Here is a 15,789-nt window from a genome sequence, read left to right on the forward strand (position 1 = left end):
GCAATGAGCGATACGACTCACAAATCCGGCAACATCGGAGCCGGCGACGACGAATACACGCCCACCGGCACCGACCAGGTGGCTGAAAAACTCGCCGCCCTGGACGACGATGAAGCCGAACTCCGCGCAGCCTCCCTCCGGGCGGGCCTGGCAGACTACGACCTCGACGAGGACGACGCCGCCCTGCTGAGCGGACTCTACGACGACGAAGGCGAAGACGGCCCCCTCAAGCTTGACCCGGTCCTGGCCATCATTGGCCGCCCCAACGTCGGCAAGTCCACGCTGGTGAACCGCATCCTCGGCCGCCGCGAGGCCGTCGTCGAGGACACCCCGGGCGTTACCCGTGACCGCGTCATGTACTCGGCTCACTGGAACGGCCGCAACTTCACGCTGGTGGACACCGGTGGCTGGGAACACGACGCGAGGGGCATCCACGCCCGCGTCGCCGAGCAGGCCGAGATGGCCGTGGAACTGGCCGACGCAGTACTTTTCGTGGTGGACTCCGCCGTTGGCGCCACTGCCACGGACGAAGGCGTCATGAAGATGCTGCGCAAGTCCAAGAAGCCGGTCATCATGGTGGCCAATAAGGTTGACGACTTTGCGCAGGAGGCCGACTCGGCAACGCTTTGGGGCCTTGGCTTCGGCGAGCCGTACCCGGTGTCCGCCCTCCATGGCCGCGGCGTTGCCGACCTCCTGGACCACGTCATGGACACCCTGCCCGAGTTCTCCACGGTAGAAGGCGTCGAGCGCTCAGGCGGTCCCCGCCGTATTGCCCTTATCGGCCGTCCGAACGTCGGCAAGTCCTCCTTGCTGAACAAGCTGGCCGGCTCCGAGCGCGTCGTTGTCGATACCCTCGCCGGAACCACCCGCGACCCCGTGGACGAATTCATCGAACTCGGCGGCCGCACGTGGCGCTTCGTGGACACCGCAGGCATCCGCCGCCGCCAGCACATGGCGCAGGGCGCGGACTTCTACGCTTCCCTCCGTACGCAGGCCGCGCTCGAAAAGGCGGAGGTCGCCGTCGTGCTCCTCGCCGTTGACGAGGTGCTCAGCGAACAGGACGTCCGCATCCTGCAGCTCGCCATCGAGTCGGGTCGCGCGCTGGTCCTCGCGTTCAACAAGTGGGACCTGCTCGACGACGAACGTCGCCGCTACCTTGAGCGTGAAATCGAGCAGGACCTGGCACACGTTGAATGGGCCCCGCGCGTCAACATCTCCGCCAAGACCGGCTGGCACAAGGACCGTCTGGTGCCCGCGCTGGACCTCGCCTTGGAGAGCTGGGACAAGCGCATCCCCACGGGACGCCTCAACGCGTTCCTGGGCGAGCTCGTGGCCGCCCACCCGCACCCGGTCCGCGGCGGCAAGCAGCCCCGCATCCTCTTCGGCACCCAGGCATCCAGCCGTCCGCCGAAGTTCGTGCTCTTCACCACGGGCTTCCTCGACCCCGGATACCGCCGGTTCATCACTCGCCGGCTGCGCGAAACCTTTGGCTTCGACGGCACGCCGATCGAGGTCAACATGCGCGTCCGTGAAAAGCGCGGCAAGAAGCGCTAATTGAGACGCGCATCACACACGACACCCGCCAAGGTGGCATTGAGAACCTCGAACATCGTGTAAGCTTTTTGAGGTGGTTCGGCCGGACTGCTTAGGTGAAAATCTAGGCGGAGAACGGCAGGACTGACGGGCTGTAGCGCAGCTTGGTAGCGCACTTGACTGGGGGTCAAGGGGTCGCAGGTTCAAATCCTGTCAGCCCGACCAGAAGGCCGTGGGAACTCTAGGGTTCCCACGGCTTTTGCGTTTAAGCGTTCATGTTGCAGTGAGTGCGGTGGACTCTGCTCATCCGAAGGGCTCGTCAGCGCCGGGATGTCGGATTCTGCTCAATCACTCGAATGGATAAACTTCGGACCCGCGAAATCACAAGGTGGGCAACTTCGGCGAAGAGAGCGATCCGGCAGAATCCGACGAAGTTCCCGAGATTCTCGCCCGACCTGAACACGCCGTCCTGACCTTCTTTGACGGGCCAAGGCGTTGAAACGACGTGACTCGCGGTGTCGCAAGCGCTTTCCCAAACCAAAGAAGGTCAGGATGGCGCATGCACGCCTTCTTTTCGAAAGCGTCGGTTCCAAAAAGCCGGCAGCCTTAGCCGCGCCCTGCCATGCGCCGGATACCTACGAAAAGGATCAGCGTCAGGTAGATCCAGATAGAAGAGAAAACGCTCAGCCCGGTCTGTTGGCTTGCCGTCAAATGCAAGGGTTCGGCGAGAATTGTCGACATTGCACGCGCCGCCAGCCCAGGTAGGGCGCAGACTGTCATCAGGGCGAAGAGCCTCGGCGAGCGAAGATAGATGCCCACGAGCAACCATCCCAGGGCGAGGCCCCATAGCGGCAATTGCACGGCTCATGCACCACCTTTCGGATTCTTGGACAGCAGCAATCTATGGCCGACATGTGGCGTCTCAGTGGTCAAACCTAAGAATTAAGTGGTCGACAGTACCGATCTACGTGTTCAATTCCGCGAGATCTCGGGGTTCTTGTCAGGAGTCTAAGTGTGCCCATGTCTCCGTCTACGTGTTGGACCACCCCCGACTATCATTGGACGGTGAGTGAAACCTTGCCCCCTTGCCCTGAATGCGCCAGCGAATACACCTACGAGATGGGTGCCTTGCTGGTCTGCCCCGAGTGCGCCCATGAATGGTCGCCGGCCGCGTCTGTTGAGGCAGAAGACGAGTCCACGGAGATTAAGGACGCCGTGGGCAATGTGCTCGCGGACGGGGACACGGTCACTGTAATCAAGGACCTCAAGGTCAAGGGGAGCGCCACGGCCATCAAGGTCGGAACCAAGGTCCGCAACATCCGCCTCGTGAACGGCGTGGGGGACCACGACATCGACTGCAAAGTGGACGGCTTCGGCCCCATGCAGCTCAAGTCCAGCGTGGTCAAGAAGGTCTAACGCGCCCCCAGAGGCAACCCCCAGTCCCAAAGACAACAAAACCCCGCCGTTCCACTGGAGGAGCGGCGGGGTTCGTCGTTTTGCGACTCACCGCACGCGAAACAAACCTCAGGCCCCCTGCAGCGCCCCCAACGCCTTCACCAGCGGCTCGAGCTCCGGCACCGATTCAGCGGCCGCCAGCGATTCCGCGAGGGTTTCGTCGTGGACCGGACGAGCCGCCAGCAACAGCTTCTGGCCGGCCTCGGTAAGCTCCGTGTAGATGCCGCGTCGGTCGTCAGCGCACAGGATCCTGGTCAGCAGTGCGCGGTCTTCAAGCCGGTTCACCAAGCGCGTCGTCGCGCTGCTGGACAGTGCTGTTGCCCTCGCGAGCTGCTGCATCCGCATGTGCCAACCGTCCTGGCGGCTCAATGCGTCAAGCACCGTGTACTCAACCACTGAAAGATCCGCGGCGGACTGCAGCGCTTTCTCCAGTGCTGCCTCGATATTGCCGTGCAGAGCGGCGAGAGTCCGCCACCCCTGCGCGCGCACCTCAACGGCGTCGTCCTTGATGCCCATGTCTCCCGAAACTCCTGCCGATTGATGAAGAATCCAGACGCACGCAAAGTAGTTGCTTGCGCAATTACATGGCGTGTGCAACTATGTATGCAGCGTCTGCAACTAATATTCTACGGTTCTCGGCGGCGCACTTCCAGTCTCACGGGAATCCATCCCCACAAAGGAGCAACAACATGCCTGCAGGGTTGATCGCCCTTGCCCTCGGCGGATTCGGCATTGGCCTGACCGAGTTCGTCATCATGGGCCTCTTGCCCGAGATTGCCACCGACTTCGGAGTCAGCGAAGCGGCCGCCGGCTGGTTCATCACCGGCTATGCGCTGGGCGTCGTTGTCGGCGCCCTCCTTGTAACGGCGGCCGTGACCCGCCTGCCCCGCAAGCCTGTGCTCATCGGGCTCCTCGTCCTCTTCATCGCCGGCAACTTCCTCTCCGCCATCGCGGACAGCTACCCGGCCATGCTGATAGGGCGCATTGTCGCCGCACTCTGCCACGGAGCTTTCTTCGGTATCGGCTCAGTGGTCGCAGCCGGCCTGGTCCCGGCCCACAAGAAGGCGGGAGCCATTGCCATCATGTTCACGGGGCTCACCGCCGCCAACGTGCTGGGTGTTCCCTTCGGAACGTTCCTCGGCCAGAACTTCGGCTGGCGGTCCACGTTCTGGGCTATCACCATCATCGGCGTTGTCGCGCTCATCGGCATCGCCCTCATGGTCCCGCGCACCAAGGAAGGGGCCGCGACCAGTAGCCTCCGCAGCGAGCTTGGTGCTTTCAAATCCAGCCAGGTGTGGCTGTCCATCATCGTCACGATTCTCGGCTTCGGCGGCATGTTCGGTGCCTTCACCTACATTGCCTTCACCCTGACCGAGGTCTCCGGATTCGATCCCCACGCCGTTCCCTGGCTCCTCGTCCTGTTTGGTGCCGGGTTGTTCGTAGGCAATATCGCCGGGGGCAAAGCGGCCGACAAATCCATCGACAAAACACTCATGGTCATCCTCGCGGGCCTGACGCTGGTGCTCGTGTTCTTCGCGCTCACCGCCGCGAGCCCGGTGGCCACCCTGTTCTCGCTGGCACTCATGGGCGGCTTCGGCTTCGCTACCGTGCCGGGCCTGCAGATGCGCGTCATGCACTTTGCCACCACCGCGCCCACCCTCGCCTCCGGCGCGAATATCGGCGCCTTCAACCTGGGCAACGCCCTCGGCGCCTGGCTGGGCGGCGTCACCATCACCATGGGCCTGGGCTACACCTCGCCGATCTGGGCCGGTGCCGCCATCACCGTAGCGGCCCTTGTCGTCATGATCGCCGCCGCCACAGCGGCCCGGCGTGGGGGAGCGGCGCAGTCCGCTTCCGCGCCGCAAGCAGCCCCCGACGTCGTACGCGAACCGGAAGCGTCACCGGTCGCCTAGGCGAACCGCAAGGAAGCCCGCCACCTGTTTTTCAAGGGCTGTGGCGGGCTTCCCCGGGGTTCAGGAGGCTTCGCTGCTGCCGCGTTTGGCCAGGATCTCGCCGTTGGTCTGGCACGTGGGACAGTACTGCAGGGAAGTCCCCACGAAGGCAACCTCCCGTACGGTGTCCCCGCAAACCGGACACGGTTCTCCGGTCCTGCCGTGCACGCGCATCGAGGCTTTCTTGGCGGGCTTCAGATCGTCGGGCAGCTTGCCTGCGAATTCCCGGGCCGCTCCCGCGAGTATGTCCTTCATCGTGGTGAAGAGGCGGTCCACCTCCTCCGGCTCCAGCGACGAAGCGTGGGCAACCGGAGACAACTTCGCTGCGTGGAGGATTTCGTCACTGTAGGCGTTCCCGATACCTGCGATGAGTTTCTGGTTCTTCAGGACCCCCTTGACCTGCTGCCTCTTCGTGAGAAGCCTGCTGAACTGCTCCAATCCGAAGGCTGGGTCGAGGGGATCCGGGCCGAGCTCGGCGATGCCATGGACTTCCTCGGGCTGACGAACGATGAAGAGGGCCAAGCCCTTCCAGGTGCCGGTGTCGGCAAGGGTGACGTCGTAATCGTGGCCATTGTTCGAAAAGCCCAATTGCGCGGCGAAGTAGCCGGCTGTCGCGGTCGCTTCAGTTTCCGGTTGGTTGTCGGCGAACCACAGCCAGCCGGACTTCGCAAAACTGACCACCAAGTAGATGGGCTCCGCATCGGCGCTCTGGGATACGGCAACCATCTCGAAAACGAGGAATTTCCCCCGTCGGCCGACGGATTCGACGGTCCGCCCGATCAGTGATTCATGGGGAACATCCGCCAGTTTCAGGGCGAACGCCGATGGCAGATGCAACTGCGTGAGGCGTGCCCCGGACAGGTGCTCGTCCAGAAAGTCGGTCAAGGCGGTGATTTCGGGCAGTTCCGGCATGATCGCGTTCCTCCGACGGCGTTGCAGGACTATGCGGCTCGAGTCTGCTTCCAATCATTCCAGACACCTGTGGGGAGGGGGCATGGATGTGCTTATACTTTCAGCGGTGGCCGGATGACCGGGCCGCCGTCGTGGTCCGAAATGTCCCGATGAAAGGCGACTCATGAGCAACATTCCTGCCGATCTTTCCTACACCGCCGAACATGAATGGGTCAGTGCCCCGAATGCAGACGGCGTCGTGCGCGTCGGCATCACGGACTTCGCCCAGGATGCACTCGGCGATGTCGTGTACGCCCAGCTGCCCGAGCCCGGCACCACCGTGAAGGGCAACGACGTCGTGGGTGAAGTCGAATCCACGAAGAGCGTGAGCGACATATACGCCCCGGTCAGCGGCGAAATTGTTTCCCGCAACGAGGCTCTCGACACCGACTCTGCCCTGATCAACTCGGATCCCTACGGTGACGGCTGGCTGTTCGAAGTAAAGCTTTCGGAAGCTGACGCCATCGAGACCCTTCTCAGTGCATCAGAGTACGAACAACAGGTAGGCTAAATGGTATCTGGCCCGCCAAGTCGGTTCTCCCCGGAACAGGGGAGCGACGGCGGCGGGCCAGCGACCTGTTTGGCCCGGGGGAACCGGGCAGTTGCGTAACCGGTAGTTTTGTCAACTGCCGGCGGATGAGGAGGATTTCCATGGTTGGCGGCAAGCGGAACCACGCCCGGGACGAGCACGGTGCTGTAGAACAGCCAACCTCGGAGACCACCTCAATCCAGCTCACGCCTGTGCGCCACCACGAGCCGGATGCCCGGCCGCCGCTGGCGGCCGAGGAGCGCGCCGCGGTGCAGGCATTGCCTCCTGGCTCGGCCTTGCTGATTGCCCACACCGGCCCGAATGCGGGAGCGCGGTTCCTCCTGGATTCTGACACCACAACGGCTGGTCGCCACCCGGATGCGGACATCTTCCTGGATGACGTGACGGTTTCGCGCAAGCACGTGGAATTCGTGCGCACCCCCGAGGGCTTCGAAGTGGTGGACACCGGAAGCCTCAATGGCACTTACGTCAACCAAGACCGGGTGGACAACGTCCTGCTCAAGAACGGCAGCGAGGTCCAGATCGGTAAGTTCCGCCTCACCTACTACCTGAGCCCTGCCCGCGCAGCAGGCCAAGACTGATTCCGGGTACGCCTGTGGCACTGCCCCAGCCGGAACGGCGAGGACCGCAGGTCCTCAACATCGGAGAGGTCCTCGCTCAACTCAGCGACGACTTTCCCACCATGACGGCGTCTAAGATCCGTTTTCTCGAGGAAAAGGGATTGATCAATCCGAAGCGCACGCCCGCCGGCTATCGGCAATACGCCGAAAGCGACGTGGAGCGTCTGCGTTTCGTCCTGGCGCTCCAGCGTGACCAGTACCTGCCCCTCAAGGTCATCAAGGATTACCTGGACGCGATCGATCGTGGCGAGCGTGCCGAAAACCTCCCGCCGGGGGTGTCGGTTTCCCCCCGGATTGTCTCGGACGAGCTTGCGGCCGAGCTGCAGGGCCGCGCACGCGCCTTGAGCGAGGAACAGCTGCGGACGGAATCCGGGGCGAGCGTCCCGCTCTTGCAGTCCCTCCTTAGTTTTGGGCTCATCAGCCATGTCAACGGCAAATTCGACGAACATGCCCTGCAAGTGGCGCGCGCGTGCGTGCAGCTCGAAAGCCACGGACTTGAGCCGCGGCACCTCCGTCCGTTCCAAGCGGCAGCCGAGCGCGAATTCGGCTTGGTGGAGCGGGTCGTCGCGCCTTTGACGTCCCGCAAGGACGCGGCATCGCAATCCAGGGCCGCGGAAGCCGCCCGGGAAATCAGTGAACTCTGCCTCAGCCTGCATCGAGCCTTGGTGCAGGACCGTATCTCCCGTATGGACGCATGATGATTGAGGTCGAGATCGTTGGAGTGCGGATTGAACTGCCTTCAAACCAGCCTTTGGTCCTCCTGCGTGAGATGCACGGGGAACGCCACGTTCCGATCTGGATCGGCACACCCGAAGCCAGCGCCATCGCCCTGGCCCAGCAAGGCGTGGTGCCGCCCCGGCCGATGACCCACGATTTGATGATCGACGTCGTTGAAGCACTCGGCCACACGATCATCAGCGTGAACATCGTCGCGGTCGAGGACAACATCTTCTACGGTCAGCTCCAGTTCGACGACGGCACTGTGGTGAGTTCCCGCGCTTCCGATGCGCTGGCGCTTGCGTTGCGGGCAAAATGCCGCATCTGGTGTGCAGACGCCGTGATGGAAGAAGCCGGCGTCCGGATCACTGAACACGACGAAGGCGAAGACACCGAGCCGGGTCCCGAAGTTGACGAGGAACGGGAACTTCGCCGCTTCCGGGAATTCCTGGACGATGTAGAGCCAGAGGATTTCGAAGGCTGAAGGCAGCCTAAGGTTAAAGTTGAGGGTGAAAGATTCGACACGATCTGAAAATGGTCCGGACGTCTTTGACCTGAGGCCCCGGCACGCCTAACGTCGAAGATATCAAGTTCCCGTTGCGTACAGGACCCGCGCAGGTCACACTGAAAGGTGCGGACGCGTTGAAATTACACGAGTGCATTTCCCCCTTTCGTGTTGCCCCCGTATGCACCATCCCCAAGGGAACTTCTGACAAGGAGGGTCACGTGAGTCCCAAAGGCGAAGCAGGCGAGCTAAAGCAGGCCTCGACAGGCATTGCTGTACCCGCAAGCGGTGCCCAGGGTCTGCTTTTCACCGAGGACCTTCCGGTCCTGGACGAAGATGCCGGCTACCGTGGTCCAACCGCGTGCAAGGCGGCAGGGATTACCTACCGCCAGTTGGACTACTGGGCACGTACAGGACTTGTTGAACCCGCCGTGCGGGGCGCAGCCGGTTCCGGATCGCAGCGGCTTTATGGCTTCCGCGACATCCTGGTTCTCAAAGTCGTCAAGCGCCTCCTGGACACAGGTGTGTCCCTCCAGCAGATCCGCACGGCCGTTGAGCATTTGCGTGAACGCGGAGTGGAAGACCTAGCGCAAATCACGCTCATGAGCGATGGCGCGAGTGTCTATGAATGTACTTCCGCGGACGAAGTCATTGATCTGGTACAGGGTGGCCAGGGCGTATTCGGCATCGCAGTCGGACGCGTTTGGCGCGAAGTCGAGGGCAGCCTTGCCGCGCTCCCGAGCGAGCACGCTGTAGAACAGTCCTTTCCGGACGACGAACTCAGTAAGCGCCGCTCCGCGCGCCGCACCGGCTGAACCGCCGTCGGGATCGCCGCGAGCTGCCGCTGAAGACCGATGAAGCCGCCTTCCAACCGGAAGGCGGCTTCATTGCGATTCTCGAAGGGGTACCTTGTGCCCCGCAGATTCCCCGTCAGCGCTTGCGGCGCTCCCGCGTGCCGTTGTGGGAGGAGAACATATTCTCCAGGAGCGTGTCAAACAGCTTGGCAGTGTTCTTGGCAGAGTCGCCAGGCCAGTGGTGTACAGCGTGGGCGGCCCCCTGGATTTGCTGCCAATTAGCCTGCTCCGGAATATGCGGTGCCAGCAAGAGCTCGCCGAACATCGACTCCATCTCAGCGAGCCGGAACGTGTGCTCGGACGAGGCGGGCCGGACCCGGTTGGCAACAATGCCCGCAGGAGCCAGTTGGGGAGCGAACTCCTGGCGGAAAAGTTGGATGGCGCGCATGGTGCGTTCCGTGCCGGCTACCGAGAAGAGCCCTGGTTCGGCGACGAGGACCACGCGGTCACTCGCGCTCCAGGCCATACGGGTGAGGCCGTTGAGGGAAGGTGGACAGTCTACGAGTACCAGCTCGTACTTTTCGGCCGTGGCAAGGACCGCGGTCAGGCGGCGGAGATCGCGGCGCCCAAGATCCGGCCGATCATAGATTCCGGTGTAGGCGGATCCGACGGCGACATCAAGGGCCGTCCCTCCACCATTGCCGCGGGGGTGGTCAACCCAGCCGCTGCTGACCACGTTGTCCAAGAGCCTCGCCTTGCGGGGGTTCTTCAGCATGCGGCCAATGTCGAGCTGGTCGCCGGCCTGGACGCCGAGGGCCGTGGTGGCGTCGGCGTGGGGATCCAGGTCCACAACAAGGGTAGGGATGCCTGCGGCCAGTGCGGCCGAGGCCAGCCCAGTGGTTACGGATGTCTTGCCCACGCCGCCTTTGAGGCTGCTGATGCTGACTACTTGCACTTGAAAACCCAAAACCTAACGCCGGTTGCCGTGTCGCGGTGCTTATATTCCGGCCTTGCCGGAACCGGGGCTCTGCCGCTGCCCTTCAACATCATATGTTGAGTGGCCGCCGATTCCTGCCTTATCGGCCCGGAGCGGCTTTGACGGACTATTACTTCGCTGGCTTATTAGCACGTGAAGCTGCATCGTGCGCGAAGGTACACTGCTCGTGACGAATTCCCGTGTGACTGTCACCACAAAGATTTGTGTTTGGGTATGGAGGTCTTACACACTGTGACCACCGACCGTTACACCCGCAATGATGCAGGAGAAGCATGTTTTCCAAGATTCTGGTGGCTAATCGCGGCGAAATCGCGATCAGGGCCTTCCGCGCTGGCTACGAACTCGGCGCCAAGACCGTAGCGGTCTTCCCGTATGAGGATCGCAATTCGATCCACCGGCAGAAGGCTGATGAGGCTTATCTGATCGGCCAGGAGGGTCATCCGGTCCGCGCGTACCTTGACGTGGACGAGATCGTCCGTGTCGCCAAGGAAGCGGGTGCAGACGCAATCTACCCGGGCTACGGATTCCTGTCCGAAAACCCGGACCTCGCCCGGGCAGCGCAAGACGCAGGCATCACTTTTGTGGGCCCGCCGGCGGAGGTGCTGGAACTCGCCGGCAACAAGGTTGCCGCACTTGAGGCCGCCCGCAAGGCCGGCGTGCCGGTCCTGAAGTCCAGCGCCCCGTCCCGCGACGTCGACGAGCTCATCGCCGCGGCCGACGAGATCGGATTCCCGATCTTCGCCAAGGCCGTCGCCGGTGGCGGTGGCCGTGGCATGCGCCGGGTGGAGACCCGCGAGGACCTCCCGGAAGCACTCCAGTCGGCCATGCGCGAGGCGGACGCTGCCTTCGGCGATCCCACCATGTTCCTGGAGCAGGCAGTGCTGCGTCCCCGTCACATCGAGGTCCAGATCCTGGCCGATGCAGAGGGTAACGTCATGCACCTCTTCGAGCGCGACTGCTCCCTGCAGCGCCGCCACCAGAAAGTGGTGGAAATCGCTCCGGCCCCCAACCTTGACGAATCCATCCGCCAGGCCCTTTACCGGGATGCCGTGGCTTTCGCGAAGGCCCTGAACTACGTCAACGCCGGAACGGTCGAGTTCCTGGTGGACACCGAGGGCGAACGCGCCGGCCAGCACGTCTTCATCGAGATGAACCCACGCATCCAGGTTGAGCACACGGTTACCGAGGAAATCACGGACGTGGACCTCGTCCAGGCGCAGATGCGCATCGCTTCGGGCGAGACCCTCGCAGACCTCGGCTTGAGCCAGGAGTCGGTATTTATCAAAGGTGCCGCGCTGCAGTGCCGCATCACCACGGAAGATCCCGCTAACGGCTTCCGCCCCGACGTCGGAAGGATCACCGGCTACCGTTCCGCGGGTGGCGCCGGTGTCCGTCTCGACGGCGGCACGGTCTACTCGGGTGCCGAGATCAGCCCCCACTTCGACTCCATGCTGGTCAAGCTGACCTGTCGCGGACGCGACTACCCGGCTGCAGTGGCCCGCGCCCGGCGCGGTCTGGCTGAGTTCCGGATCCGTGGTGTGTCCACCAACATCCCCTTCCTCCAGGCAGTCCTTGCCGATCCCGACTTCATTGCCGGCAACGTGGCGACCGACTTCATCGACAAGCGCCCGGAACTGCTGAAGTCCCACGTCTCCGCGGACCGCGGCACCAAACTCCTGACCTGGTTGGCCGATGTGACGGTCAACAAGCCCAACGGCGAACTCAAAGTCCACTCGGACCCCGCAGCCAAGCTCCCGGCGGTTGCAGGGACCGTAGCTCCGGCCGGCTCGCGCCAGAAGCTGCAGGAGTTGGGACCTGAGGGCTTTGCGAAGGCGCTGCGCGAGCAGCAGGCCGTGGCCGTCACGGACACCACCTTCCGTGATGCCCACCAGTCGCTGCTTGCCACCCGCGTCCGTACCCGCGACCTCGTCGCGGCCGGCCCTGCGGTCTCGGCGCTGCTGCCCGAGCTGCTGTCGGTCGAAGCCTGGGGCGGTGCAACCTACGACGTCGCCCTGCGCTTCCTCGGCGAGGATCCTTGGGACCGTCTGGCCGCCCTGCGCAAGGCGCTGCCCAATGTCTGCCTGCAGATGCTGCTCCGTGGCCGTAACACGGTTGGGTACACGCCCTACCCGGAGGAAGTCACCGAGGCATTCGTCAACGAGGCCGCGGCAACGGGCATCGACATCTTCCGCATCTTCGACGCCCTCAACGACGTCAACCAGATGGCCCCGGCCATCCGCGCGGTTCGGGCCACCGGCACTGCGGTAGCCGAGGTGGCACTCTGTTACACCGGCGATCTCCTCGACCCGAACGAGAACCTGTACACCCTCGACTACTACCTGGACCTCGCCCAGAAGATCGTCGACGCCGGTGCGCACATCCTCGCCATCAAGGACATGGCCGGCCTGCTTCGCCCCGCCGCCGCAGCCAAGCTTGTCAGCGCCTTGCGTGAACGTTTCGACCTACCGGTCCACCTGCACACCCACGACACCGCAGGTGGCCAGCTGGCCACCCTGCTGGCAGCCGTGGAAGCCGGCGTGGACGCGGTCGACGTCGCGTCAGCATCCCTGGCTGGCACGACGAGCCAACCGTCGGCGTCGGCCCTTGTGGCGGCCTTGGCACACACCCCGCGCGACACCGGGCTCAGCCTGGCCAGCGTCAGCTCCCTGGAGCCCTACTGGGAAGCTGTCCGCCGGGTCTACGCGCCGTTCGAGTCCGGGCTTCCCGGTCCCACAGGCCGGGTCTACCAGCACGAAATCCCGGGTGGCCAGTTGTCCAACCTGCGCCAGCAAGCCATCGCGCTGGGCCTGGGCGAGCGTTTCGAAGCCATTGAGGACATGTACACCGCCGCGGACCGTATCTTGGGACGCTTGGTCAAGGTGACGCCGTCCTCCAAGGTGGTGGGCGATCTCGCGCTGCACCTCGTGGGAATCCACGCAGATCCCGCGGACTTCAACGAGAACCCGCAGAACTACGACATCCCGGACTCCGTCATCGGCTTCCTGTCGGGTGAACTGGGAGATCCTCCTGGAGGATGGCCGGAGCCGTTCCGCACCAAGGCGCTCCAGGGCCGCAGCATCAAGGTCCGCGACGTCGAACTCAGTGCCGAGGACAGCGCGGCGCTCAAGGGCGATTCCAAGTCGCGCCAGAGGACGCTGAACCGGCTGCTGTTCGCAGGTCCCACCAAGGACTACCTCAAGAGCGTGGACACTTACGGCAATCTGTCCGTGCTTGATACCCGCGACTACCTCTACGGTCTCCAGCTCGGTGCCGAACACGTCATGGAGCTCGAAAAGGGCGTGCGCCTCATCGCCTCCTTGGAAGCAGTCTCGGAGCCCGACGAAAAGGGCATGCGCACCGTCATGTGCAAGCTCAACGGCCAGTCCCGTCCCGTGGTGGTTCGCGACAAGTCGGTCGTCAGCAACGTGAAGGCTGCGGAGAAAGCAGATGCGTCCCAGCCCGGCCAGGTCGCGGCGCCGTTCGCCGGCGCTGTGACCTTGACCGTCAAAGCAGGCGACGCCGTCAAGGCGGGTGACACTGTCGCGACCATTGAGGCGATGAAGATGGAGGCATCCATCACGACGCCGGTGGCAGGCACGGTCTCGCGCCTCGCCATCAACAACGTGGAGCAGGTCCAGGGCGGCGATCTGTTGATCGTGGTCGAGTAGCGGCCCGCTCCTCCGCGGAGCACCCAAGAAGGAAGGTCCCGGGCTCAAAAGCCCGGGACCTTCCTTCTTTTGACTGATGCGTCGGGGCGCGGTGCGTCAGGACGCCTTGGGTGCCGAGTACATTTCCTCGATCACGGCGTCGAAGTCCTTCATAACCTGGGCGCGCTTGACCTTCAACGACGGCGTGAGGTGGCCTGAGGCCTCGGTGAAGTCGGACGGCACGATCCGGAACGACTTGATCGCTTCCGCATGCGAGACGGACTGGTTGGCGTGGCTGATCAGTTCCTGGACGGCTGCCCGGACGAGGGCGTTGTCCGCGGCAGCCGTCGTCGTAGTGGACGCGGGAAGGCCGTGGCGCTCCAGCCAGCCCGGCAGCGCTTCCTCGTCGAGGGTGACCAGCGCGCCGATAAAGGGCCGGTTGTCGCCGATGACAAGGACCTGGGACACCAAGGCGTCTGCGCGGATCTGGTCTTCCAAAAGGGCCGGTACGACGTTCTTGCCGCTGGCCGTGACGATGATTTCCTTCTTGCGCCCCGTGATCTTCAGGAAACCCTGCTCATCGAGTTCGCCGATGTCGCCCGTGCGGAACCACCCGTCCACGAAGGTTTCCGCGGCGAGGTCATCCCGCATGAAGTAGCCCTTCATGACGCACACGCCCTTGGCGAGGATTTCGCCGTCGTCGGCGATCTTGACCGCATTGCCGGGGAGCGGGGCTCCCACCGTGCCGATCTTGATCAGGGACGGGGTGTTGACTGAAATGGGTGCCGTGGTCTCTGTCAGGCCGTAACCTTCCAGGATCTGCAAGCCGATACCGTGGAAGAAATGGCCCAGCCGTTCGCCGAGCGGGCCGCCGCCGGAGACGGCGTGGCTGACGTGGCCACCCATCGCAGCGCGAAGCTTCCCGTACACCAAACGGTCGAAGACTGCGTGCTTGAGCCTCAGCACCAAGCCGACGGATCCGGATTGCTGCGCCCTGGAGTAGGCGATCGCTGTGTCCACTGCCTTGTGGAAAATGGCCCCCTTGCCGCCGTCCTCGGCCTTGGTGAGGGCCGAGTTGAAGACCTTCTCGAAGACACGGGGAACAGCAAGTATGAAGGACGGCTGGAAGCTCTGCAGGTCCGCCAACAGGTTCTTGATATCCGGTGTGTGTGCCACCTGGGCACCGGCGGCGACTGCCAGGACCGAGATGAAACGGGCAAAGACGTGGGCCAGTGGGAGGAACATGATGGTCTTGGCGTTCTCGTTGACGACGTCGCCAAGGGAAGCCAGGGCGTTCTCCGAGAGTTCCACGAAGTTGCCGTGCGTGAGTTCGCAACCCTTGGGGCGGCCCGTGGTGCCGGAGGTGTAGATGATCGTTGCGACGTCGGCAAGCACGGCGCTGCTGCGCCGGGCCTCGAGTTCCTCGTCGCTGACACCGCTGCCGGAGTTGCGCAGGGCATCAAGGCCGCCGCCTTCAAGCTGCCAGACATGGGCGACTGAGCCGAGGCCTTCAGCCGTGACGGCCTGGCGGATGACGTCCTCGTGGTGTGCGGACTCGGCGAATGCGGCAACAGCGCCGGAGTCGCCGAGGTTCCAGGCCACTTGCGACGGCGACGATGTTTCATAGATCGGCACGGAAATACCGCCAGCGAACCAAACGGCGAAGTCCACGAGGGACCATTCGTAACGGGTCCTTGACATGATGCCTACGCGGTCGCCCACACTGACGCCGTTGGCGATCAGGCCTTTGGCCAGGGCCGACACGTCCTTGAGGAAGTCCGTTGCCCGGATGTCCTGCCATTGGCCGGCGCTGTTGAGCTTGGCAAACAGTGCCGGATTGAATGGCTTGGCGGCCTGACGAACCACGAGGTCCGTAATGTTGGTTTCGGGGGCAACATTCACCAGGGGCGGAACACTGAATTCACGCACGATAGCTCCTTCGATATCAACAGACCATTGCGGGGCTGCTCTAACTCTATACGGCCAAGTAATGGGTGTGTCGCAATTCACCTTACTCAAGTTACTGATGAGTAACTTTACGTGAAGCGGGGGATTCCTCCAATGCGGG

14 protein-coding genes and 1 tRNA gene are annotated in these 15,789 nt (G+C 63.5%); 10 read left to right on the top strand and 5 right to left on the bottom strand.

Annotation, left to right across the window (positions count from 1 at the left end):
- Positions 1-3 precede the first annotated feature (3 nt).
- Positions 4-1,554 carry a ribosome biogenesis GTPase Der gene (gene der / locus AC1DJW_RS21980; RefSeq protein ID WP_284751741.1) on the top strand — a complete coding sequence of 517 codons (1,551 nt, stop codon included), beginning with the start codon at positions 4-6 and terminating at the stop codon, positions 1,552-1,554.
- 127 nt (positions 1,555-1,681) lie between these two features.
- Positions 1,682-1,758, top strand: a tRNA-Pro gene (locus AC1DJW_RS21985).
- 381 nt (positions 1,759-2,139) lie between these two features.
- Here the strand turns inward: AC1DJW_RS21985 and AC1DJW_RS21990 are convergent.
- Positions 2,140-2,394: a hypothetical protein gene (locus AC1DJW_RS21990; protein ID WP_390282165.1), complete on the bottom strand. Its 255-nt coding sequence runs from the start codon at positions 2,392-2,394 to the stop codon at positions 2,140-2,142.
- A 204-nt stretch (positions 2,395-2,598) separates the two neighbouring features.
- Between AC1DJW_RS21990 and AC1DJW_RS21995 the strand changes: the two genes are divergently transcribed.
- Positions 2,599-2,949, top strand: a complete 351-nt coding sequence (locus tag AC1DJW_RS21995; protein ID WP_284751743.1) for a zinc ribbon domain-containing protein YjdM — start codon at positions 2,599-2,601, stop codon at positions 2,947-2,949.
- A 108-nt stretch (positions 2,950-3,057) separates the two neighbouring features.
- On the opposite strand, the gene AC1DJW_RS22000 is transcribed toward AC1DJW_RS21995, so the two are convergent.
- Positions 3,058-3,504 (bottom strand): MarR family winged helix-turn-helix transcriptional regulator, encoded by a 447-nt coding sequence (locus AC1DJW_RS22000; RefSeq protein WP_284751744.1) that lies wholly within the window; start codon positions 3,502-3,504, stop codon positions 3,058-3,060.
- Positions 3,505-3,677: 173 nt separating this feature from the next.
- Here AC1DJW_RS22000 and AC1DJW_RS22005 point away from each other — a divergent pair, with 173 nt between their 5' ends.
- Positions 3,678-4,901 carry an MFS transporter gene (locus AC1DJW_RS22005; protein WP_476902515.1) on the top strand — a complete coding sequence of 408 codons (1,224 nt, stop codon included), beginning with the start codon at positions 3,678-3,680 and terminating at the stop codon, positions 4,899-4,901.
- A gap of 60 nt (positions 4,902-4,961) precedes the next feature.
- On the opposite strand, the gene AC1DJW_RS22010 is transcribed toward AC1DJW_RS22005, so the two are convergent.
- Positions 4,962-5,852: a DNA-formamidopyrimidine glycosylase family protein gene (locus tag AC1DJW_RS22010; protein ID WP_476902516.1), complete on the bottom strand. Its 891-nt coding sequence runs from the start codon at positions 5,850-5,852 to the stop codon at positions 4,962-4,964.
- Positions 5,853-6,015: 163 nt separating this feature from the next.
- Here AC1DJW_RS22010 and gcvH point away from each other — a divergent pair, with 163 nt between their 5' ends.
- From gcvH to AC1DJW_RS22035, 5 genes are all read left to right on the top strand, one after another.
- The gene (gene gcvH, locus AC1DJW_RS22015; protein ID WP_078105597.1) at positions 6,016-6,402 is read left to right on the top strand and encodes a glycine cleavage system protein GcvH; all 387 of its coding nucleotides are present in this window, start codon (positions 6,016-6,018) and stop codon (positions 6,400-6,402) included.
- Between the two features lie 140 nt (positions 6,403-6,542).
- A complete protein-coding gene (locus AC1DJW_RS22020) occupies positions 6,543-7,022 on the top strand; it encodes an FHA domain-containing protein (RefSeq protein WP_234753790.1) in 480 nt (159 codons plus the stop codon).
- A 20-nt stretch (positions 7,023-7,042) separates the two neighbouring features.
- On the top strand, positions 7,043-7,759 hold the full coding sequence (gene ftsR, locus AC1DJW_RS22025; RefSeq protein ID WP_476902534.1) for a transcriptional regulator FtsR: 717 nt from the start codon (positions 7,043-7,045) through the stop codon (positions 7,757-7,759).
- Complete coding sequence (locus tag AC1DJW_RS22030) at positions 7,759-8,262, top strand: bifunctional nuclease family protein (RefSeq protein ID WP_059389161.1); 504 nt, start codon at positions 7,759-7,761, stop codon at positions 8,260-8,262. Before ftsR ends, AC1DJW_RS22030 begins: the two co-directional genes overlap by 1 nt.
- A 242-nt stretch (positions 8,263-8,504) precedes the next feature.
- Positions 8,505-9,098, top strand: a complete 594-nt coding sequence (locus tag AC1DJW_RS22035; protein ID WP_284751747.1) for a MerR family transcriptional regulator — start codon at positions 8,505-8,507, stop codon at positions 9,096-9,098.
- Between the two features lie 115 nt (positions 9,099-9,213).
- Here the strand turns inward: AC1DJW_RS22035 and AC1DJW_RS22040 are convergent, their stop codons facing one another.
- Entirely contained in the window at positions 9,214-10,032 is an 819-nt protein-coding gene (locus tag AC1DJW_RS22040) for a ParA family protein (protein WP_284751748.1), read from the bottom strand.
- Between the two features lie 314 nt (positions 10,033-10,346).
- Between AC1DJW_RS22040 and AC1DJW_RS22045 the strand changes: the two genes are divergently transcribed.
- On the top strand, positions 10,347-13,742 hold the full coding sequence (locus AC1DJW_RS22045) for a pyruvate carboxylase (protein ID WP_390282159.1): 3,396 nt from the start codon (positions 10,347-10,349) through the stop codon (positions 13,740-13,742).
- 96 nt (positions 13,743-13,838) lie between these two features.
- Here the strand turns inward: AC1DJW_RS22045 and AC1DJW_RS22050 are convergent, their stop codons facing one another.
- A complete protein-coding gene (locus AC1DJW_RS22050; protein ID WP_476902517.1) occupies positions 13,839-15,650 on the bottom strand; it encodes an AMP-dependent synthetase/ligase in 1,812 nt (603 codons plus the stop codon).
- Positions 15,651-15,789 lie beyond the last annotated feature (139 nt).

This window comes from Arthrobacter sp. 05L417 (assembly GCF_056397865.1).

Bases quoted from the DNA above. Each gene is read 5' to 3' on its own strand.
- AC1DJW_RS22020 (WP_234753790.1), top strand. From the start codon at position 6,543: ATGGTTGGCGGCAAGCGGAACCACGCCCGGGACGAGCACGGTGCTGTA.
- AC1DJW_RS22045 (WP_390282159.1), top strand. From the start codon at position 10,347: ATGTTTTCCAAGATTCTGGTGGCTAATCGCGGCGAAATCGCGATCAGG.
- gcvH (WP_078105597.1), top strand. From the start codon at position 6,016: ATGAGCAACATTCCTGCCGATCTTTCCTACACCGCCGAACATGAATGG.
- AC1DJW_RS22005 (WP_476902515.1), top strand. From the start codon at position 3,678: ATGCCTGCAGGGTTGATCGCCCTTGCCCTCGGCGGATTCGGCATTGGC.
- AC1DJW_RS22030 (WP_059389161.1), top strand. From the start codon at position 7,759: ATGATTGAGGTCGAGATCGTTGGAGTGCGGATTGAACTGCCTTCAAAC.
- AC1DJW_RS22010 (WP_476902516.1), bottom strand. From the start codon at position 5,852: ATGCCGGAACTGCCCGAAATCACCGCCTTGACCGACTTTCTGGACGAG.
- AC1DJW_RS22000 (WP_284751744.1), bottom strand. From the start codon at position 3,504: ATGGGCATCAAGGACGACGCCGTTGAGGTGCGCGCGCAGGGGTGGCGG.
- der (WP_284751741.1), top strand. From the start codon at position 4: ATGAGCGATACGACTCACAAATCCGGCAACATCGGAGCCGGCGACGAC.